We start from the raw sequence: 20,410 nt of genomic DNA, 5'->3' as shown, positions 1-20,410 counted from the left end.
GCCATGACTCACCATTGCATACCGGCACCTATGGATACGCCTGCGTCACCCCGCGTGTCGGCCGATCCGGTCAATTTGTAGACCCAGCGACCGCCTTCAGAGATTGTCGAGACCCCTATCGCCAAACTGGATTCACCACGGAAACTGCCAGCTGATACCGCAGCCATGCTCTTGCCCGGCTCATATGCTTGAGGCAGTCCCGCCATCGCCATCGCCGCTGCTACGCCGGCATTGGCGCGGTTGGCCAGTTGCTGTACCTGTTGATCGGTATATGCATTGGCCCAGTTGACGGCCTGCTGGATACCGTTGTTCAGCTGGCCGACATTTACTGCATCGGTCGCGGCGACACCCGCCGCGACGTTGTGAATGCTGGTACTGCCGACACCATTCCCCAGCGTCACGCTGTTGTAATCGATGCTTCCATCCGCATTGGTGTCGTAGCGGACTGAGCCGGCTGTAGACGCGGTTACCGATGCATCCAGCTGATTTAGATTCACGGCATCCGTGCCTTGGGTGCCTGCTGCCACATTGGTGATCTGGCGGTCGTTTCCATCACTGCCTACAGACACCGTATTGTCACGATCGGCCACCGAGCCAGCACCGATGGCTACCGAATTGCTACCGGTAGCCGTGGCTCCATTGCCTAAAGCGACACTATTGCTTCCGCTGGCGCTTGCGACCGGCCCGATGGCGATACTGTTGGAACCACTCGCACTGGAATTGCCCAATGTCGAATTGACATTAAAATATTTGACACCACCAGAACCGCTGGTGAGATTGTTGATGTCGTTATATAGGCTGTAGTTGCTATAAATGTTGTTGGTATCTTGGGTCCAGTGCCATAGCTGCGAACCATTTACTGCATCGGTACTGGTAGCCGTTTCGGAACCGGCGGCAAGGTTGGTGATGTTGACTTCCGCTCCGCTGCTATCGCCGATCAATGTAATTTCATTAGTCGCATTGCCTGCGGAGTCGGCGTCGTACTTCACCGCCAGCTTGTCCACCGCCTGCACCTGGTTGCCCACACCTTCCAGTTGGGCGACATTGACCGCATCCGTCGGCGCACTGCCTGCAGCGACTCCAGTGATCTGGCGATTCCCTACATTGACCTCGCCCAGGGAAGTCTGCGGCGCAGTCAGCCCATAGGCCGTATAGTTGCTCAGTGCGCCGACGAGAGTGACGGAGCCGGCACCCAATGCGATGCTGTTTGCCATGCTGGCACTGGCATCGGCGCCAAACGCGAGCGCATTGGCCGCCGTTGCATTGGCTGCATTGCCAAATGCCATCGCTCCGGTATCACTGGCTGTCGCCGACGAACCGAATGCCATGGCGCTATCGCCTGAGGCATTGGCGCCGTCACCCACGGCTACACTGCTGTCGCCACTCGCGCTGGCTACAGGGCCCACTGCCACACTATTGGTGCCACTGGCATCGGCATCGGCCAGATTGGAATTCGCATGGAAATATTTGATCCCCTGGCTCGTGCCGCCGCCGGTCAGCGCATTGATGACATTCTGCACCGAGCTATAGCTATTGCCGCCATAACTCAGGCCCGCCGACACCACGCCGGTTGCGGTGTCGTAGGTCGAGTTGCCTCCTAGCGAACTGGCCAACGAGACGCCAAGGCTGTTGACCCCAGTAACCACCGAGTAAAGCTGGGAGCCGTTGATCGCATCAGTCGATGTCGAGGTAACGACACCAGGGGCAAGATTCTGGATCTGTCGCTCCTGTCCGGGGGAGCCAATCGATATTACCGAAAGAGCCGTACCAGCTGCTGTGCCACCGAAGAACACCATGTCGCCAGTGTGCGGTGCCGCGGTTATCGAGTTAGCGCCGAGCGCCACATCGCCAGTATTGTTCGCTACTGCTCCCATGCCGATGGCTACGCTATCGGTGCCGGTGGCAGTGCTATCTGCACCCGTACTGTTGGCGTGAAAATATTTGGTGCCGGTATCATAGATGTTTGAAATGCTGCTGTCGGTTGCGTACAGCTGTGCGCCGTTCACCGCGTCCGTGCTCGTCGCATTGAGATCGCCCTGATGCAGATTCGTGAGTGTGGTGCCACCGGTTACGCCACCATCGGTGCTGGCCGGCCCGGCGAGTGTTACGACCGTCTTGCTGGCATCGTCGTATTGCACAGCATTGTCCGCTACCGCTGCCACACCCTCCAGTTGGGCGACATTAACCGCATCCGTCAGTGCACTGCCTGCAGCGAGCCCAGTGATCTGACGATTTCCGACATTGACTTCACCTAGGGAAGTCTGCGGTGTAGTCAGCCCATAGGCCGAGTAGTTGCTCAATGCGCCCACAAGGGTGGTGGAATCTGCCCCCAGTGCGATGCTGTTGGCCATGCTGGCATTTGCGCCTGTGCCGAACGCCAGCGCATTGGCCGCCGTGGCGCTCGCGCCATCGCCTAATGCCACGGCGCTCGCTCCATTGGCTACCGACGTTGAACCGAGAGCAACGGCACCTTGACCAATTGCTTGGTTCTCATAACCCAACGCTACCGCGCCCTGCCCAGTCGCCGTGTTCGGATCACCCATGGCCACCGCGCCGTTGCCATCGGCCGTATTGCCCGAACCAATCGAAACCGCATTGCCATTCTGTGCCGCTGCTCCGTTGCCGATAGCGACAGAATTGTCACTGGACGCTGTCGCACCGTTACCCATGGCGATTGAAGATACGCCCACTGCAGCGGATTGCTGCCCGATGGCGATTGAATTTGTCCCGCTGGCATTGCTGTCCGGACCGGTGCTGTTGGCATGGAAATATTTCGTGCCGGTGTCGTAGATGTTCGAAATATTGTTGTTCGTCGCGTTCAGTTGCGCACCGTTCACCGCGTCCGTACTCGTCGCACTAAGGCTACCTTGCTGAAGATTGGTTATCTTGGTGCCACCAGTCACGCCACCATCAGTGCTAACCGGACCGGCAAGTGTCACGACCGTCTTGCTGGTGTCGTCGTATTGCACTGAGTTATCCGCCACCAATGCGACACCTTGCAGCTGGGCGACGTTAGCCGCATCAGTCGGTGCACTGCCAGCGGCCACATTGGTGATCTGACGCTCTTGGCCGGGCGAGCCAATCGATACCTCACCGGCCGAGTCCTGAAGTGCAGAGAGGCCATAAGCAGCGTAGTTCGTCTGCGCGCCACGGTCGGCAATGGACGCGTAGCCCAATGCCACGCTGTTGGCCGCACTTGAAGTGGCGTTCGCACCAAGGATGGTCTGCGCGTCAGCTGTGCCCGAGGCGCTGTCGCCAATCACTACGGAGTGCCCCAAGCGAGCCTGATAGTCCGCGGTCGGCACGCCGCACGGGTTAGTTGGATCATTCGGGCTCGCGCCGGGAAATGCCGTGCAGGCCGCCACAGTCGGCAGTGTATGGCTCGCGTTGGTACCGATCACCACTTCTTCCGAACCGTTGGCCGATGCACCATCACCCACCAGCACCTGATTATCCTGCGCAGCATTTACGCCCCAGCAGGACTCCGTCAATACACCCAGGACATTCAGGCAGGTGGATGCCCAAGCTGGTGCTCCCGTAGGTAGCACGATGCCGAGAAGCCCTCCGGCGGCACCGTTGTTGATGTTGTCGATATAGTTTCCTGAGGTAACCCCACCCAGCAGGGTCAAGTGGGAATTGATTCCGGTTTCACCGACCACCGCGCCACTCGTGGAGGTAAGCAATGTACCCACCGGGGTCAGATTGAGCACAGGTAGTCCCAATAAGTTCAGCGTGGAATAACCTTGCGTGAAATTGGCATTGCTGACTTGCAAGCTTCCATTGGTTACATAACCGTTTGTATTGTTGAACAGGCTATTCGTCGTCGATCCAAGCAATTGGGTCACGGTACCCACCACGCCGCCATTACCGACAATCAGGCCCGTAGGCGTTGGCCCGGGTGCTGGCACAACAGGCACCGCTTCTGGAATGCCGGAGGCCATGGGTGTGAATAGGCTTGCCGTCGAGAATACGTCCTGCGGCGTCGATGAGAGTGTCGTTGGCACATTGGGGGCCAAGAAAGCAGGCTGTGACAGCAACGGCAATGTTAATGTTGAAGTCGAGTCAGAATTCTCGTCTCGCGGTGCGTCTTCGTCATTGACGGCGTCGCTGTAGGCTGTCGCCTTTGACTGCTTGGCTTTGGTGGCGTGAACGAGGCGCCGGTCAGATGCCATATCTGGCTGTCGACCCGATGTTTCTGCATTGCCTGGCGTCACCACGCTGGCAACAGTCACCTCCGATACCGGCGAAACAGTTTGCTGCTTGACCTGGGTGCTTGCGCGAACTGCGATCGACGTCGATGTCATAGTGGAATGCGCATCAACAACGATGTATGCATGAGCCATCTTCGAATGAGTGTCCGCCTCCAATGCTGCTTCTCTTCCAGTTACTGCTGCTCCAGTTACTGCTGCAGGGTGATAGCTGTGCTTGGCCGGCGACTGTGCTGTCGAGCCTGTAGCACCAGCGACTACAAGTGCAGAATCGGTGACCTGTGCATGGGCAGCCGCTTGCGCTACCGGGCGGGTACTGTCGTATTTGTCAACAAGAGATTGAAGATCTGCCAGCTTGGCATCCCCGACGGACTGCGCATAAGCAGCAGGAATAGGGGAAAAGCCGATTGCAGCAAGGATGAAGGCAGATAACAGCAAGGAGGATCTGCAAGTCGCGCTTCGGTGAGACCCGCCGGCCAGTCGCTTGGAGGAGGCTAGTTCGGAAGCGACAACCAAGGCGCCAAGAGATCGACACCAGACCAGGCGATATATGCGATTCATTGGTAGAGCCCCCTTTACTGATAGCCGAGACTTGGCTCGCGTTTATGACGCATCAGTCGCCGTGCAACTCGTAGCGCCATGCTTTGAGACACGCTGTCGGGGACCATTGGAGCGCATGACATGCCTGCTCGATGTGCCTATTCGGCATCGGGCTATGCATATTCGGCAATGCCTAGAGCCGATGAAACAACTGCATGCGCAAAAACGGCAGGTTGAACCATCAAGCTCCCTGCCTGACATCGAATTGGCATCCTTCAAGGCCATTGATGTCAAAGGTAGCGATGCAATCTTGCTCTTCTTGTTTGTCCGGCAAGATGCTGACGAATGCGCGACCAGTTTGCCGGCTCAGAAATACCAAGCTGATACTTCTACGCAACGACTACTTGGTACATTCAAGCCGTCGGTCTCGATAGCAAACCCTTACAAAAGAGAACGCCCGCGCAATGCGGGCGTTGCTATATCGGACACGAACAGCATAGGGGTGAAGACTTTTTAAACATAGTGTCAAGATGCGCGCTCAACTCTTTCCCAAATGTCGTCGGGCATATCATCTTTCCACACCATGCCAAGCATCACCCTAAATCGTTCGTCGACTTTTGTGTTCACCTCGATTCTTTCGATAAATATATTTCCTGCGCTCACTAGCAGGTCTTCGATGGGGCCTGCAGCTAAATTTGAAAGAATGAGGTCCGAATCATCGAGACGCCAGATCTCATTGATGACCTTCCAATAGCGTTCCAAATTGCTCTCACGAAGCTCATCAAGTGACATATACGCCCAAAAATTCGCATCACGCACCTCAGAATCCATCTCGGCCTTGTGCACTACCACCCAAGCCTTTGCGATATCAATGTCACTCGCTGCGTTCATGAATCCACCCTCTTCTCGCTGCTATCTTTAAAGCATTGATTGGACGTAACGTCAGCCTTAGCTCGCAACACTCCTGATGCGGCATTGCTGAGAAAACCATCACTCCGCCAATGAACAGTCCATGCCCATCAGGACCCTTTTCACTCTTGAATCGGGATTCTTACCGCTGTAAATCGCTCTTTGCCCATTTGATTTCGCCATGCGTATTGAACAAGGCGCCGCGCTTACAAACTCCATGTATCTCTGACGCACATTTAAAATATTGGCATCGGCTTTATTCACGCAAACGGTGAACAGCCCTGAGTGCTCTTTATAGGAAGGCAACGCGCAGACGAGGCGGCCCAAGCAGCTGTTAGAACCTACAGGTTCGCCCAAAAGCACATCGCTCTATGGTTATCAAGAGGTCACCTGTGCTGACTGAGTATCTGCGGCACGGCCGATTTGGCATGCCAGGCATCTCGGACAAGGAGTGGCTTCTGTGGGCTGATCATTGGATACACCTCGGCGCCCGTCCCCCTCGGGCGCCATTTTTTTGGGTCACATCGTTCCCTCACTCAAGCACTCACTTGCGCGGGAAATGTGCATGCACGAGAGCGTGGACCGACCCGCAACGGCGGCATGGGATCGCTGATCATTTGAGAATTGCGACAAATGCCGAGGCAGCCACGTCGAACGCCTAGGCCACCGGACATCACACAGGTGGACCATTACGCACTGGTCATCAACGACACTGACGCAAACCAGAAGGTCTGGTGATGCATTCCGTCAGTATTTCCCGGAGGGGTGCGTCGAAAATCCTGCCGACCTCGGCGGGTGAAGACTTCGACTGCTTTGGCGCGCAGTAGAAAATGCCCTCGGTGTCCTGGTTCATCGGCGGCACCGATACGGAGATCTACGCGAAGGCGCAGGCTGCGGGCCAGCTCAATAGATTTGCCGACCAACCACAACCCACGGTTCGCGCCGGTCATTCAGCCCACGCTGCGCACCGGCATCGAAACGCTGGTCATCGCCGTGCATGCATCGAAGTAGCGGTTCGGCAGGATCGGGCGACCCCTGCGCTCTGCGCGGCCAGCCTGCGTTTGCCGGTACGAGACGGATCACCTGCCTGACGCTACAGTGCGTTGTCTGCACAGGGAGATATCTACATGCCGACAACGAAACTGCTGCTATTGCTCGCCGATCTGGTCGGCACGTTCGTATTCGCGCTCAGCGGTGCGACGGCGGCGACACGGCGGCGACTCGATCTGTTCGGCGTGCTGGTGCTGTCGTTCGCCGCGGCCAATGCCGGTGGCATCACGCGCGACCTGCTGATCGGTGCGGCGCCCCCGGCGGCGATCAGCGACTGGCGCTACCTCGCCGTTTCGGTATGCGCTGGCATGATCACGTTCTGGTGGGCTCCGGTGATCGAGCGGCTGCAGAATCCGGTGCGCCTGTTCGACGCCGCCGGCCTTGCACTGTTCGCGGTCGCCGGCGCGCAGAAAGCGCTGGCGTTCGGACTGAACCCGGTCATGGCGGCGCTGCTAGGCATGCTCACCGGCATCGGCGGCGGCATGGTGCGTGACGTGCTGCTGGCCGACGTGCCGATGGTGCTGCGCGCCGACCTGTATGCAGTGGCCGCATTGGCCGGGGCAGTCATGGTCGTCATCGGCGCCTCGTTGGGGCTGCCATCCGCAGCGACGATGATCGTCGGGGCCATCATCTGCTTCGCCCTGCGCATGCTGGCCGTGCGACGCGGCTGGCAGCTGCCGATCGCCGGCGGCGGCCGCGCGAAAAACCGGACGATCCCAGATGATGCGCACTAATACGCGACTGTTTATTGATCAGGTCGTCAGTTGCCTCACCGCCAAAATGTAACCCGCCGGGATCGGCAGGCGCTCATTCATCCTGCTCCTTCGGAACGCTCAACAGACTGCCCAGATACAGGATCACGCCTAGCACCAGCAAGCCACTCAAAATACCTGCGAAACGTTCGGCCGCGGCCGCATAGCTCTCGGCCAGGTGCGGATCGTGCACGAAGGCAGTGAGGTAACCCAGGCAGAACTGCGTGCCGATATAGCCGATGCCCGGGCCACTGTTCTGCAGGTGCTGTCCGACCCATACGCCGAGCGCCAGCGCCAGCCACCACAGCAGCGGCACATGCCCGGTGAGCAGCAGCAACAGGATGCCGGCAAGACCACCGGACAGGCAGCCGAAGCAGCGATGGATCAGCTTGCGCCGTACCGCGCCACGCCGGTTCGCGGCGAAGTCCGTGATCGGCAACATCATCACCGCGAAGACCGTGATCGATGCCTGGGTAAACGAAGTCAGCCCGAAGCCGTAGCCCAACGCGGTGACGCAGGCCAGCGCCAGCGCGGCTTCGCAGACGTGCTGCAGCAGCCGGCGGCGCACGCCCGGCTCGGAGCGGACTACCCGTGCGGCCACCGGTGTGCCGATCAGGCCGCGCAATGACTGCAGGAACGAGCGGGGATGCGTGCCTCCGGCCAGTGCGAACAAGGCGGACACGATCACGCAAGCTGCCGTGCCTACCGCAACATCGGCGATGCGCAGTTTCGCGAAGTGCAGCAGCGTACCCGGCATCGGCACCGCGAACGCCAGCACCATGACGTGGGTGAGCCCGAGAAAAAGCCATGCATAGCCATAGCGCGACAACAACGCGAAATACAGTGTCACCGCGCCGAACCCGAAGATCCACACGATCCGCCACAACGGATGATGCGCCATCACTGGCGCCAGACCAACGCCGAGCGCGACACCGACTACCGTGCCGGCAATCCGGTACACGCCACGCCGGAACGTTTCGTCGAAGCTCGAGCGCATCACCATGTAGCCGCTGAAAGCTGCCCACCACAGATCGTCCAGACCCAGCGCCTTCGCCAGTGCGACCGCCAGCATGACCGACAGCGCGGCCTTCAGCGACTCACGCGCCCGCGGCCCACGCCATGACATGCTTGCCAGTTCGGCAGACACCGCCGCCATCGTGCGGCGGCCGCCATCGAGCCACTCCTGCAACTTCCGGCGAGCCAGCGGATTCATCCGTGGCCTGCGTCGACAAAGGGTTGGGCATGACGCCCGCAAGGTGTAAGCCCAAAGCCGCGCAGGGCCTGGGGGCTCGTGTGCGAAATCGGCGCCTGATGATGCATCAGACCGAACACTGCATGCAGGTTCCGCGGAATCACCAAACGGAAGTGCCACGTGCCCGACGGTTGGCGCAGAAAATGATGTGCGAGTCGCATTGGATTGACCCATCCGACTTGATCAAGCACCTTTCCCAGTACACAAAAAAGCCCTGACAAATCAGGGCTTTTTTGTGTACTGGCGGAGAGAGAGTCCGTCAGCCTGTAGTCCAGTCCTGTCCAAACAAGTCCTCACAAATGGCTTAACCAAGCCGTTTACAGCGTGAATATGTCCAAACACGCCCAAAGGCGTTCAACCAAATCCAGTGTATGATCATGGGTAGAAACAGGGGTAGCCAATGGCTCGCGCACTCGAAAAACTGTCCGACCTGAAGGTTCGCAAAGCCAAAACACCCGGGTACTTGGGCGATGGCGGCGGCCTCTATCTCCAGATTTCTGCTTCCCTCTCCAAGTCATGGGTATTTCGTTACCAGATCAACGGTCGCGCCCGAGAGATGGGCTTAGGTGCCTTCCATTCTTTTGGGCTGAGTGACGCTAGAAAGCGCGCCATGAAATGCCGGCAGATGGTCACCGATGGCATCGACCCCATTGACGATCGCAAATCGGCCCAGCAGCAGAAACGACTAACCGAGGCGCGAACGGTGGCGTTCGGTCGCTGTGCCGGTTTGTATATCGAAGCGCATCGCAGCGGCTGGAAGAATGCCAAGCATGCTGCTCAGTGGGAAAGCACGCTCGCGACTTACTGCAAACCGATCTGGGATGTGCCGGTCGATAGGGTCGATACGGAGCTCGTTATGCTCTGTCTAAACCCCATTTGGACAACAAAGACCGAGACAGCAAGCCGATTACGGGGGCGGATCGAGTCGGTGCTGGCGTGGGCAACGGTTCGCAAACTCCGAACCGGTGACAACCCCGCGGCGTGGCGTAACCATCTGGATCACCTTCTGCCTAAACGCAGTGAAGTACAAAAGGTCAAACCCAGGCCCGCTTTGCCCTACGCTGAGATTCCTGCATTTATGTCAAAGCTTCGCCAGCACCAAGGGTTATCCGCTCGCGTGCTGGAGCTGCAAATTCTGACGGCTACGCGGCCAGGCGAATCTGCAGGTGCGCAATGGGATGAGATCGACCTAGCAAAAGCCCTTTGGATCATTCCGGCTGAACGAATGAAGGCGGAAAAGGAACATCGAGTGCCCCTATCACCTGCAGCAATCGAGTTGCTACGTTCGTTGATACCGAAAGTGAAGGGCAAGCTGGTCGTTCCATCCGGCCATGTGTTCCCTAGCGTCAAAGGTCAACCCCTAACCACAGCCGCGGGCGAGAAGCTGATAAAAGGCATGCACGCTTCAGATATTGCCAAGGGAGGCACCGGACACATGGATCCGAGGGAAAAGAGGCCTTGCGTACCCCATGGCTTTCGATCCAGCTTTCGTGACTGGGCAGCAGAGACTACGAAGCACTCGCGCGAGGTTATTGAGAAGGCATTGGCGCATCTCCTCAAAGATGCCTCAGAAGCAGCCTATCAACGTGGTGACTTGCTGACTCGGCGCGCCAAGTTGATGAACGACTGGGAGCGGTATTGTCGTTCTACGGCATAGTCTTGCATGCCCCCGATCCGCTATTTGCAGCGGATCGTGGTTCTATCTCGTAAGCGTCGACATTGAGATCCCATGCACGCATGATCGTCGTATCAGGCTTGTGGCACCGACACGTCGCCCCGAAGCGCCTGCCAGATACCTAGTAGCGAGAGGGCCAGAAGAACCGACGCCGTGGCGAAGAGAAGACGTCCGCCGATCGCCTGATAGACCATTACACCGATGATCCCGCCCACCAGGAAGGAAAGCACCGTCTGTGCATGAAGCCGAAGCTTCAGCTGATAGGGCGCAGCATCCACCCCAAGCTCGCGGCCACGAGCGATGTCGAACAGCATGCTCAACTCGATGCCAATATCCGTCGACATACCGGAAACATGGGTTGTTCGCACACGCGCACCAGAAATCGTGGTGACGACCGCATTCTGCAGACCCATAAGAAAACTCAACCCCAGGATCAATGTAGGCCCACGGTTAGCCTGAGGAAGCCAGAGACAGGCACATCCAAGCAACGCCATCAAAACTGCCTCTGCGAGGATGCTGACAGCGTAGATACTACGAATGCGTCGACGCTTGCCCGCATTAATAAGCAAGGTCGACACCGCAGCGCCCAGCACGAAAGCCAAGACAATCGACAAATAGAACATGCCTAGCAACCACTCTCCCAGTGCGGCGTGATCGGAGAGCGCCGAAACGTTCCCAGTCATGTTGGCGGAGAAAAAACCTACTGCGTGAAAAGCAGCCGTGTTCAGCGCTCCGGCAATCGCGGCCAGGGTGCAGGCAAGGCGACGATCGACATCGCTGCTTCGCGCGTTTCCTTCCCTTACCAACATTGAGACTGCCCCGTTCAACGTGAGGTTGGTGCAATGGCATCACTGTAGACGGTCAACGAATCGCGTGCCATCTGAAGCGGTGCGGCGAACCCATTGAGCGTTGCCTAACACAATGATGAGGAATTGGTTCCGATCCTGCGTAACAGGGAGCCGAAGCGACTTGATCTAGATCAATAGTCGGCTGAACAGCGTTGTCAGAATACCTCCAACCATAGTTAGGGGGTGCCATGCCAAATACCGAGTACTACAACGACAAGGTCGTGCGCCAGTTTCTGCTCGGCGCCGCGGTATGGGGAATCATCGGCATGTCGGTAGGCGTCTACGCCGCCGCGGAGCTGATGTGGCCCGCGCTGAATTTTGATATCCCGTGGCTGACCTTCAGTCGCATCCGTCCTGACCACACCTTCGGGGTGATCTTCGGCTTTGGCGGCTGTGCGTTGATGGGCACCTGCTATTACGTGGTGCAACGTACCGGTCAGGCGCGGCTGGCGCTGGGCCGGCTTGCCGAGTTCACATTCTGGGGTTGGCAACTGATTTGCGTGCTGGCCATGGTGTCGATGCCGCTGGGCGCGACCCGCGGCAAGGAATATGCCGAGCCCGAGTGGATCGTCGCCATTCTCATCGCCGTGGTATGGGTCAGCTTCGGCGTGGTGTTCTTCGCCAGCCTGACGCGCCGGCGCATCCGCCATATCTATGTCGCGAATTGGTACTACGGCGCCTTCATCATCGCGGTCGGCCTGTTGCATATCGTCAACGGTCTCGTGCTGCCGGTGTCGATGTGGAAGTCGTACCCGATCTATTCGGGCGTGGTCGATGCCATGGTGGAGTGGTGGTACGGCCACAACGCGGTAGCGTTTTTTCTCACGGCCGGCTTCCTCGGCATGATGTATTACTTCGTCCCGCGGCAGGCCCAGCAGCCGCTGTGGAGCTATCGCTTCTCGATCGTCAATTTCTGGGCGCTGATCTCGGTCTACATGTGGGCAGGCGCGCACCACCTTATGTACACCGCCCTGCCCGACTGGGTGCAGTCGGTGGGTATGGCATTTTCGCTGATCCTGTTGATGCCCAGCTGGGGCTCCGCAGCTAACGGGCTACTCACCTTCAACGGCTCGTGGTGGCGACTGAAGACCGACCCGGCCGCCAAGTTCATGGTGATGTCGCTGGTGTTCTACGCCGCGGCCACCTTCGAAGGTTCGATGATGGCGATCAAGACGGTGAATTCGTTGTCGCACTACACCGACTGGACAATCGCCCACGTACATTCGGGTGCGCTCGGCTGGGTCGCGATGATCACCATCGGCTCGCTTTACGCGATGGCGCCTCGTGCGCTAGGTCGACCCGCCATGCACTCGCATCGCGCGATGGAAGCGCATTTCTGGCTGCACATGATGGGTACGCTGATGTACATCTGCTCGATGTGGGCCGCCGGCATCACCGAAGGCATGATGTGGCGCGCCACCAACCCGGATGGGTCGCTCACTTATTCCTTCCTCGACAGTCTGATTGCGATCAAGCCGATGTATTTGATCCGCTGGGCCGGTGGCCTGCTGATCCTGTCTGGCATGGTGGTGATGGCCTGGAATCTGTGGCACACCGCAGCAGACGCCCGTGCCCGACTGATCAAACCGATTCCCGTGCCGATCCCGGAGCCGGTGCCCAATCAGGTACCGGCCCCCTTGCCGGCTGCCGGTTGAGGATCACGACATGGCATACAAGCATTTTGAAATCATCGAGAAAAACGTCGGCCTGCTTGGCATCCTGATCGCTATCATGGTCTCGCTCGGCGGCCTCGCTGAAATCACACCGCTGTTCATCGAGGCACATGCGATCAAGGCGCCGTCCGGGGTCAAACCGTACGACCCGCTGCGCCTGGCTGGCAGGGACATCTACGTACGAGAGGGCTGTTATCTGTGCCATTCGCAGATGATCCGCGCGCTGCGTTTCGAGACGGAGCGCTACGGTCACTACTCCACCGCCGACGAATCGGTCTACGACCGTCCGTTCCTGTGGGGTTCCAAACGTATCGGACCGGATCTAGCTCGTGTCGGAGGCAAATACTCGGATGACTGGCAGCGCATGCACCTAATGAACCCCCGGCAGGTGGTGCCGCCATCAAACATGCCAGGTTTCCCCTGGCTGGCCGACAAGAAACTCGATGCGGCGGAGATCCAGGCCAGCATGCGCACGCTGCGCCGATTGGGCGATCTGTACAGCGACGCGGACATCGCCGGCGCGCCAGCGGCGGTGAACGGCAAGACCGAGATGGACGCGCTGATTACCTATCTGCAGGGCTTGGGTATTAAAAATGAGCCGACGAAGACAACCTCGGCGGAAGCCAGCGATGGAGGCCAACCATGAGTCCGGTATGGGGACAGATCGCGGGCGCTTTCATCCTGGCCATGATGATCACCTTCATTGGTATCTGGATCTGGGCTTGGCGCAAGCGCCACAAGAAAGTGTTTGACCAGATGGCCCAGTTGCCGATGCAGGAAGATACGGAAGAACAACCTGCCGACACGCAGGCAGGCACACGGGAGAGTCGTCCATGAGCACAGGCTGGTCGTTGTGGGTCATGTTCCTGGTGGTGTTCAACCTGGGCATTACATTGTTCCTGTTCCTGTGGGGACCGTGGGTAAAAATACCGACGTTGCCCGACGGCACCAGTGGCCACATCTGGGCACACGGTGCGCTGCGCGAGGGTGTGCGACGACTGCCGCGTTGGTGGTTGCTGATGTCGGCCAGCATGTTCATCGCCGGCTTCACGTATCTGGCGTTGTTCCCTGGCTTCGGCAACTTCAAGGGTTTACTGGGCTGGACCTCGCATGGCGAACTGGCGCGCAACGTGGCCAGCAACAATGTCGCGTTCGCCGAGGAGATGAAGCGCTTCGAGCTGTACCCGGTCGAGCAACTCGCTGGCGATCCAGCCGCCCAGCAGATGGGCAAGGAATTGTTCGGCGACGACTGCGCGGCCTGCCATGGGCGCACCGCCAAGGGCAATCAAAAACTTGGTGCGCCCGATCTCACTGACGCCGACTGGTTGTACGGCGGCGACGGTAAGTCGATCACCGCAAGCATCCACGATGGTCGTGCCGGTGTCATGCCGCCGTGGGCGAGTCTGGGCGAGGACAACGTGAAAAATCTCGCCCAATATGTGCTTAGTCTGTCCGGCTCACCGTACGATGCTGCCAAGGCGGCGGCCGGCAAGCCGCTGTTTGTCACCTGCGCCGCCTGTCACGGCCCGGATGGCAAGGGCAACCAGGCGCTTGGCGCACCCAATCTCACGGACCACATCTGGCTGCACGGTGGCAGCGTTGCCGATATCGAAGCCACCATCGGTGGCGGCAGGCAGGGCCATATGCCGGCGTGGAGCCGCCGCCTCAGTGACGACCAGATCCACGTGCTGGCCGCCTATGTCTACCACCTGTCGCACCGCGATGATGCCACGCCATGACGCCCGCGATTTATCCAGCGCATCGAGCTGGTATCGCCAGCCGGTGCTGTGGCTTGGTGTGGTGGTCTTCGCCGCATCGATGGCCGGGTGCGTATGGCTGATCGTGGTGAGCTCCCGTCACGCCGATATCCCGGTGGACACGTCGCACACCGTGTTCGGGGTGCCAAGCAGCAGCCATAGCAGCAACGGCCCTCCACCATGAGTACCCATGCGGCATGGGTCCAGCCGCAACTGGCTGCGCAGGTATTGCGTACACGCCGAGATGGTCATAGCGAGATCGCTCTGCGGGTCGAAGGACTGCACAACGCGCAGCAGGTATTGCGACTGGAGCAACTCATCCACGGGTTGCCCGGCGTGCAGCGGGTGGCCATCGACGCACCGGCCAAGCGCGTACGGGTAGTGTGGGACAGGCAGCACACATCACTGCCGGTTCTGCTCGAGGCGTTCACTGGCGCACGTTGCAGGGCGCAACCGCTGCGGCATGACAGCATCGACGACGCCCGTTCGCGCGAATCGCATGACGCATTGAAGCGCCTGCTGGTCGCCGGCATGTTCGCGATGCAGGTGATGACCTATGCGTTCGTGATCTACATCGGCGTCGTCGACTTCGTCGATTTCACTACCCGCGGCCTGTTCCGCTGGCTGAGTCTGTTGTCCGCCGTGCCCGTGGTGTTCTATTCGGCCAAGCCGTTCTATGTCGGCGCACTGCGCGAACTGCGCCGCCACCAGTTGGGCATCAACCTGTCGGTGACGCTCGCGGTGCTGCTGGTATTTCTCGCAAGCACGATCAACACCTTGCGCGGCAGCGGCGACATCTACTTCGATTCGGTCAGCATGTTTGTGTTTCTGCTGCTGGCCGCACGCTACGTGGAGTTGCGCGCGCGGCATCGCAGTGGTGCTCTTGGCGATGCGGTGATCGATGCCGCACCGCTGCTGGCGGAGCGTCGGCATGCAGACGGCAGCCTGGAAACGGTGGCCGCGATCGAGCTGGTTGCTGGCGATCACGTGCACATCGCCGAGGGCACCACGGTACCGGCAGACGGCGTGCTGGAGAGCGCCATGGCCGAGGTGGACGAGGCTTTGCTGTCGGGCGAATCGCTCCACGTGCAGCGTCAGCGCGGGGAGCGGCTGATTGCCGGCAGCATGCTGCTGGTCGGCCCTGCCGAGCTGCTCGTGGAACACACCGGCGAGGCGACAGCTGCCGCCCGATTGAGCGCGCTCAGCACGCGTACGCGCAAGGCGCGCATGGTGTCCGCGCCCGGGGGCGAACGCGAAGTCGGCCGTTTTATCGGCCGCGTACTGCTGCTGACCGCGTTGACGGCGCTGGGCTGGATGCTGGTGGACCCAGCGCGCGCGTTCGAAGCGGCGGTGGCGGTGCTGGTGGTCGCCTGTCCATGCTCGTTCGCACTGACTCGACCGGCCACGCTGACCCGCGCTCTCGGCGTGTTGGCTGGACACGGAGTGCTCGTCACCGACAGCAGCGCGCTGGCCACGCTGGCGCGGGTCGATTACGCGTTGTTCGACAAGACCGGCACGCTCAGCGTGCCGCAACTGGCAACCGCCGCGATCGAACCGCTCCGCGGCGATGATCCCGATGACGTGCTGCAGCTGGCCGCCGCACTGGCCCATGAAAGCTCGCATCCGCTGGCGCGTGCGCTGGCCAGCACCGCCCGCCAGCGTGGCCTGCCACAGCGGGCGCAGGCAGTTGAGGTCAGTGCCGGCGCAGGCATCAGCGGGGAAGTCGATGGTCGCCCACTGCGTTTGGGGCGCGCCGATTTCGCGCTGGCGCCGAGCGGACATATGGTATCGGCAAGCCTCTCAAATGCGCTGCTGCTGGCCGATCAGAACGGACCGATCGCTGCCTTCCATCTCGACGAACAGCCACGCAAAGATGCCCGCCGCACGCTCGACGCGCTGCGTGCCGACGGCATCGCGCTGGTAATCGCCAGTGGCGACAGTAAATCGCGCGTGGCCGCGCTTGCCGCTCGTCTGGACATCCACGACGCTTACGGCCGTCAGTCGCCCACCGACAAGCTGCAGCGGCTGCAGGCAGCCCGCCAGCGTGATCACGTCACCTTGGCCGTCGGTGACGGAAGCAACGACGCGCCGGTACTGGCGGGCGCGGACGTCTCCGCCGCGCTGGGTAGTGGAACCGAGTTGGCACAGGCGCATGCCGACCTGCTCTTGCTGGATGGAGGTCTGGACGGCCTCGTGCAAGCACGCTCGATCGCGCGCCAGGTAGCTCTCGTGGTTGCTCAGAGCCGGCGCTGGTCACTCGTCTACAACTTGTGTGCCGTGCCGTTCGCCGCGCTCGGCTTCGTGCCGCCGTGGCTCGCCGCCATCGGGATGTCGCTGAGCTCATTGGCAGTCGTGCTCAACGCATTGCGCGTGGGTCGCGACAGTGTCAGCGAACCCACGGCGAAGCAACGCGAGATGCGCGTATGAACATCCTGCTTGTACTGATCCCGGTAACCTTGCTGGTGGTGCTGATCGCGACAGTCATTTTCTTCTGGGCCGTCAATCACCAGCAGTTTGACGATCTGGACAGCCCGGGAGTTCTACCACTGCTTGAAGATTTGGCTCCGGGCGAAGCGCCTCCGGAAAGGGCCACGCAGGCAGAGGACTTTGCCGCTGGCACTGACCCAGATCAAGGCTGACTGCGCATGAGCACGCCAAAATGAAGCCACTCTTCTTCCCCACCATTCCTCATTGGAGCTTCTACTAATGCGAAAACTAATTGCGATCACCCTGCTCGGCCTGTTGTCCACCCCACTGCTGGCCACTGAGTGTGCAACCACTGTCGAAGCCAATGATGCTATGCAATACAATCAAAAAAGCATCACCGTGCCGAAGACCTGCAAGACCTTTACGGTGACCTTGAAACACACCGGTACGCTACCGAAGACTGCGATGGGCCATAACTGGGTGCTGGCCCACAATGCCGACGAGCCCGGCGTTATTGCCGACGGCATGCAGGCAGGTGCTGCCAGCAACTATGAGAAGCCGGGCGACGCCCGAATCATTGCGCATACCAAGCTGATCGGTGGTGGCGAATCCGACTCCGCGACCATCAGCGTAGCCAAGCTCAAGACTGGCGAACAATACGCATATTTCTGCACCTTCCCAGGCCACGCGACCCTGATGAAGGGCACGCTGAACCTGAGCCAATAAGTGGCGCCCACAGCACGTTTCCGGCTGGTACCGGATACGTGCTGTGGGCAAACGCCCCTACTTTCGTGTATTCCGACTCCTGATGCACCACGTTCCGCATGAACTCACCATTCCTTGACGAATTCGCGATCGCTACGCTAGTCGACCGCTTTTACGAAAGGGTGCGATGCGATCGGAAACTGGGCCCAGTATTCAATGCCGCAGTGCGTGACTGGGACGAGCACAAGCGCTTACTTGCCTCCTTCTGGTCATCAGTAGCATTACGCATCGGAAGCTGTCGCGGAAACCTGATGGCCGCACACCGACCGCACCCGATCCTCGCCGAGCATTTTGACCGCTGGCTTACCCTGTGGCGTGAAACCTGCGCCCAAGAGCTGGACGAAGCGAACGCCGTACTGATGCTGGAGTATGCCCAGCACATCGGCCGCAGCCTCAAGCTGTGGCTCGGCCTGCATGAGCGAGCACATAACTTTGTCGTGCCCGTAGTCGGCATCACCAGAGAGTAGCTCCCCAGCTCGGTCGAGGCACTCCGCGAGCCATGCTTCACCAATCACCCGGAGCCAGCTCCAGAGTCGGGTGTACCCGACACATGAGTGATTCAGCGCCTTCAGGTTTCACAGTCGTAGGGCTTGAACATCTCCCTAAATCGCTACCGACCTACTGAAACACCGGTGCCGTCGTACTCACTGCCTAAAACTGGCCGTCGATACTGATCGACTGATCATTGAATGCGACTGTAGAGATGATGCGCCTTATTAGAAGAAGGCCGTCTACAGATAGAACATGATCTTGGCCAAGAAAACGATGCCAATCATCAGGCCGAGTACCACGCGATGGGTATGCCGGAACCGGCACACGTTCATCCTGCCGCTCCGCATAGCCCGCATCGCATTAACAAACACGCCGAGTACGCCGAACGCCAGCAGCATCTTCAGCAGCAACAAGTTGCCGAAGCGCGTGCCAATACAGCTGATGCCAGCACAACGAATGTCGAACAACATGCCGCCACTGGCGAACAGCAGAATCACTACCAGCGGCATGAAGCGGCGTGCCCGCGCCATCACCGCCTGTTCGATACGCTGCATTATGGCCCCGTCGAAGTGTCGATGTAGGGACTCGATCACCAACACCTCGAACGCCACCGAACCGACAAACAGGATCGCGCAAGACAAATGTATCAACACTATCCATGGATACCAGACAGCCATCACTTTCTCCCAATACTGGGTGAACGAGTCTGCGCGTAGCCCATCCTGGACGCGCTGATATGGATCAAGCGAGAGCCTGTGTGAGTTGTTGGCAAGACGACGGCGGCGCCACCTTAACCCGGCTTGTTGTCCACCCGCGGGGTCAGGTAGATCCATGCCGAACGCAGCACCCATGGCAGAAAAGCCAGTAGCCAGCCGTACGCAGCGACCACCAGCCATAGGTACATATCGCCGCCCAATTCCGCGCGGATGCGCAGCAACACGACGATCTGCAGCAGTCCGAAGCACAGCCACGCTACCGCGCCCATCTGCAGCGGCCGACCGGAATGGCCTTGGGTCACCCGCGTCACCATTGCGACCAGCATCGAGCCGAAGTAACCAATCGCCAATGCATGCAGAGGTGCACGTCCGAGCAGCAGATGACCGCTGGCCGCGTAAATCACGTCCTGCAGCGCATACAGCACGAATGCCAACGGCAGCCAAGCGAATGCCAGATGCAACACAGCAAGCAGACCTGGCCGCATCGCCTTCCAAGGTTGCCACGCCAGCGCGTGCCAAGCGAACACCAGCGCCAGCGGAACATCAGTTAGCCACAGCCAGCCCAACGCATTGCGCCAATCCAACAGCGCATGTACTAGCAGCAACACCCACACAACCGGAAGGCTCCAGCGCGGACGGATCACCCTGTAGTCGGCTGCCACATTGCCGCTAAAGAACGGTAGCATTCGGTGCGTTACCGTAAAGAAAATGGGCAGGAGCAGACCAAATGTCCCCAGCCGGATCGCCAGCGTAGCGCACTCGAACGGACCGCCGAACAGAGAGACCAGGAACGCGAGAAGCCCTAGCGTGCCCAAACCCACCGCCAGAAGACACGAACGCGCATGGTTGTCGCGCTCACCCGACGCATGCAACACCGTCGCCAGTGTCCAGAAGCCGATCACGTAACCCGCCAGCATCACGATGAAGCCGAGCTTGAGCAGCCACGGCAAGTCGAGCAGCCCCACGTTCGCCAGCACATAACCGCCGAATACGCAGCCAGCGACCGGTACATACCGCCCGCGCGGCAACGCCGGTCGATTCAGCCAGCGCGGAAAAACTGTCAGTAAAAAGCCAAAGATGAATAGCGGAAACAAACCGTATTGGATCAGCATTGCATGCGCCCAGCCGGGGGCTATCGATGGCTGCGGCCAGCCACCCAGCCCGAAGCGCATCCAGGTTAGTTCCAGCGCCCACCAAAGCATACTGAGCAGCACTGCAACCGTGCCGGCCAGAAACAGCAGCCGATGCGGCGCCGACGCCAGCAGGGCTGGCAACTCCGCGAACATAGCGGGCTTGACTCTTGAAGATGGAGATTCAGCCATGACGGCGTCAACTCAAGTGAGAAC

Annotated in this window: 18 protein-coding genes; 12 read left to right on the top strand and 6 right to left on the bottom strand. The window is 59.7% G+C overall.

Annotated elements, in window-relative coordinates:
* Positions 1 to 8: 8 nt before the first annotated feature.
* Positions 9 to 4,769 carry a YadA-like family protein gene (locus tag B0E50_RS03110; protein ID WP_077439637.1) on the bottom strand — a complete coding sequence of 1,587 codons (4,761 nt, stop codon included), beginning with the start codon at positions 4,767 to 4,769 and terminating at the stop codon, positions 9 to 11.
* Positions 4,770 to 4,950: 181 nt separating this feature from the next.
* Here B0E50_RS03110 and B0E50_RS17850 point away from each other — a divergent pair, with 181 nt between their 5' ends.
* Positions 4,951 to 5,265, top strand: coding sequence for a hypothetical protein (locus B0E50_RS17850; RefSeq protein WP_139350732.1), 315 nt, complete (start codon positions 4,951 to 4,953; stop codon positions 5,263 to 5,265).
* An 8-nt stretch (positions 5,266 to 5,273) separates the two neighbouring features.
* Here the strand turns inward: B0E50_RS17850 and B0E50_RS03105 are convergent, their stop codons facing one another.
* The gene (locus B0E50_RS03105; protein WP_077439636.1) at positions 5,274 to 5,639 is read right to left on the bottom strand and encodes a DUF6869 domain-containing protein; all 366 of its coding nucleotides are present in this window, start codon (positions 5,637 to 5,639) and stop codon (positions 5,274 to 5,276) included.
* A 1,145-nt stretch (positions 5,640 to 6,784) separates the two neighbouring features.
* Here B0E50_RS03105 and B0E50_RS03100 point away from each other — a divergent pair.
* Positions 6,785 to 7,441, top strand: a complete 657-nt coding sequence (locus tag B0E50_RS03100; RefSeq protein ID WP_077439635.1) for a trimeric intracellular cation channel family protein — start codon at positions 6,785 to 6,787, stop codon at positions 7,439 to 7,441.
* Positions 7,442 to 7,514: 73 nt separating this feature from the next.
* Here the strand turns inward: B0E50_RS03100 and B0E50_RS03095 are convergent, their stop codons facing one another.
* Positions 7,515 to 8,672, bottom strand: a complete 1,158-nt coding sequence (locus B0E50_RS03095) for an FUSC family protein (protein ID WP_168170798.1) — start codon at positions 8,670 to 8,672, stop codon at positions 7,515 to 7,517.
* Positions 8,673 to 9,111: 439 nt separating this feature from the next.
* Here B0E50_RS03095 and B0E50_RS03090 point away from each other — a divergent pair, with 439 nt between their 5' ends.
* Positions 9,112 to 10,368 (top strand): site-specific integrase, encoded by a 1,257-nt coding sequence (locus tag B0E50_RS03090; RefSeq protein WP_077439633.1) that lies wholly within the window; start codon positions 9,112 to 9,114, stop codon positions 10,366 to 10,368.
* Positions 10,369 to 10,460: 92 nt separating this feature from the next.
* On the opposite strand, the gene B0E50_RS03085 is transcribed toward B0E50_RS03090, so the two are convergent.
* Entirely contained in the window at positions 10,461 to 11,195 is a 735-nt protein-coding gene (locus tag B0E50_RS03085) for a YoaK family protein (protein WP_077439632.1), read from the bottom strand.
* Between the two features lie 227 nt (positions 11,196 to 11,422).
* On the opposite strand from B0E50_RS03085, the gene ccoN reads away from it, so the two are divergent.
* From ccoN to B0E50_RS03040, 9 genes are all read left to right on the top strand, one after another.
* A complete protein-coding gene (gene ccoN / locus B0E50_RS03080; RefSeq protein WP_077439631.1) occupies positions 11,423 to 12,889 on the top strand; it encodes a cytochrome-c oxidase, cbb3-type subunit I in 1,467 nt (488 codons plus the stop codon).
* 10 nt (positions 12,890 to 12,899) lie between these two features.
* A complete protein-coding gene (ccoO, locus tag B0E50_RS03075) occupies positions 12,900 to 13,553 on the top strand; it encodes a cytochrome-c oxidase, cbb3-type subunit II (RefSeq protein ID WP_077439630.1) in 654 nt (217 codons plus the stop codon).
* A complete protein-coding gene (locus tag B0E50_RS03070) occupies positions 13,550 to 13,744 on the top strand; it encodes a cbb3-type cytochrome c oxidase subunit 3 (protein WP_077439629.1) in 195 nt (64 codons plus the stop codon). Before ccoO ends, B0E50_RS03070 begins: the two co-directional genes overlap by 4 nt.
* The gene (gene ccoP, locus B0E50_RS03065) at positions 13,741 to 14,646 is read left to right on the top strand and encodes a cytochrome-c oxidase, cbb3-type subunit III (RefSeq protein ID WP_077439628.1); all 906 of its coding nucleotides are present in this window, start codon (positions 13,741 to 13,743) and stop codon (positions 14,644 to 14,646) included. The genes B0E50_RS03070 and ccoP overlap by 4 nt, the downstream gene beginning before the upstream one ends.
* Positions 14,630 to 14,848, top strand: coding sequence for a hypothetical protein (locus tag B0E50_RS03060; RefSeq protein ID WP_254424020.1), 219 nt, complete (start codon positions 14,630 to 14,632; stop codon positions 14,846 to 14,848). Before ccoP ends, B0E50_RS03060 begins: the two co-directional genes overlap by 17 nt.
* Positions 14,845 to 17,091 (top strand): heavy metal translocating P-type ATPase, encoded by a 2,247-nt coding sequence (locus B0E50_RS03055; RefSeq protein ID WP_077439627.1) that lies wholly within the window; start codon positions 14,845 to 14,847, stop codon positions 17,089 to 17,091. The genes B0E50_RS03060 and B0E50_RS03055 overlap by 4 nt, the downstream gene beginning before the upstream one ends.
* Positions 17,088 to 17,303 (top strand): cbb3-type cytochrome oxidase assembly protein CcoS, encoded by a 216-nt coding sequence (ccoS, locus tag B0E50_RS03050; RefSeq protein WP_077439626.1) that lies wholly within the window; start codon positions 17,088 to 17,090, stop codon positions 17,301 to 17,303. The genes B0E50_RS03055 and ccoS overlap by 4 nt, the downstream gene beginning before the upstream one ends.
* A gap of 67 nt (positions 17,304 to 17,370) precedes the next feature.
* Positions 17,371 to 17,817 carry an azurin gene (gene azu, locus B0E50_RS03045; RefSeq protein ID WP_077439625.1) on the top strand — a complete coding sequence of 149 codons (447 nt, stop codon included), beginning with the start codon at positions 17,371 to 17,373 and terminating at the stop codon, positions 17,815 to 17,817.
* A 98-nt stretch (positions 17,818 to 17,915) separates the two neighbouring features.
* A complete protein-coding gene (locus tag B0E50_RS03040) occupies positions 17,916 to 18,323 on the top strand; it encodes a group III truncated hemoglobin (RefSeq protein ID WP_077439624.1) in 408 nt (135 codons plus the stop codon).
* 264 nt (positions 18,324 to 18,587) lie between these two features.
* Here the strand turns inward: B0E50_RS03040 and B0E50_RS03035 are convergent, their stop codons facing one another.
* Both B0E50_RS03035 and B0E50_RS03030 read right to left on the bottom strand, forming a co-directional pair.
* Entirely contained in the window at positions 18,588 to 19,181 is a 594-nt protein-coding gene (locus B0E50_RS03035) for a hypothetical protein (RefSeq protein WP_254424019.1), read from the bottom strand.
* Positions 19,139 to 20,386: an NnrS family protein gene (locus B0E50_RS03030; protein WP_077439622.1), complete on the bottom strand. Its 1,248-nt coding sequence runs from the start codon at positions 20,384 to 20,386 to the stop codon at positions 19,139 to 19,141. Before B0E50_RS03030 ends, B0E50_RS03035 begins: the two co-directional genes overlap by 43 nt.
* Positions 20,387 to 20,410 lie beyond the last annotated feature (24 nt).

The sequence above is a fragment of the Rhodanobacter sp. C01 genome, assembly GCF_002001045.1.
In the GTDB taxonomy this organism is placed as follows: domain Bacteria; phylum Pseudomonadota; class Gammaproteobacteria; order Xanthomonadales; family Rhodanobacteraceae; genus Rhodanobacter.
The sequence above is the reverse complement of the archived record's forward strand: the minus strand, read 5'-3'. Positions and strand labels throughout refer to the sequence as shown.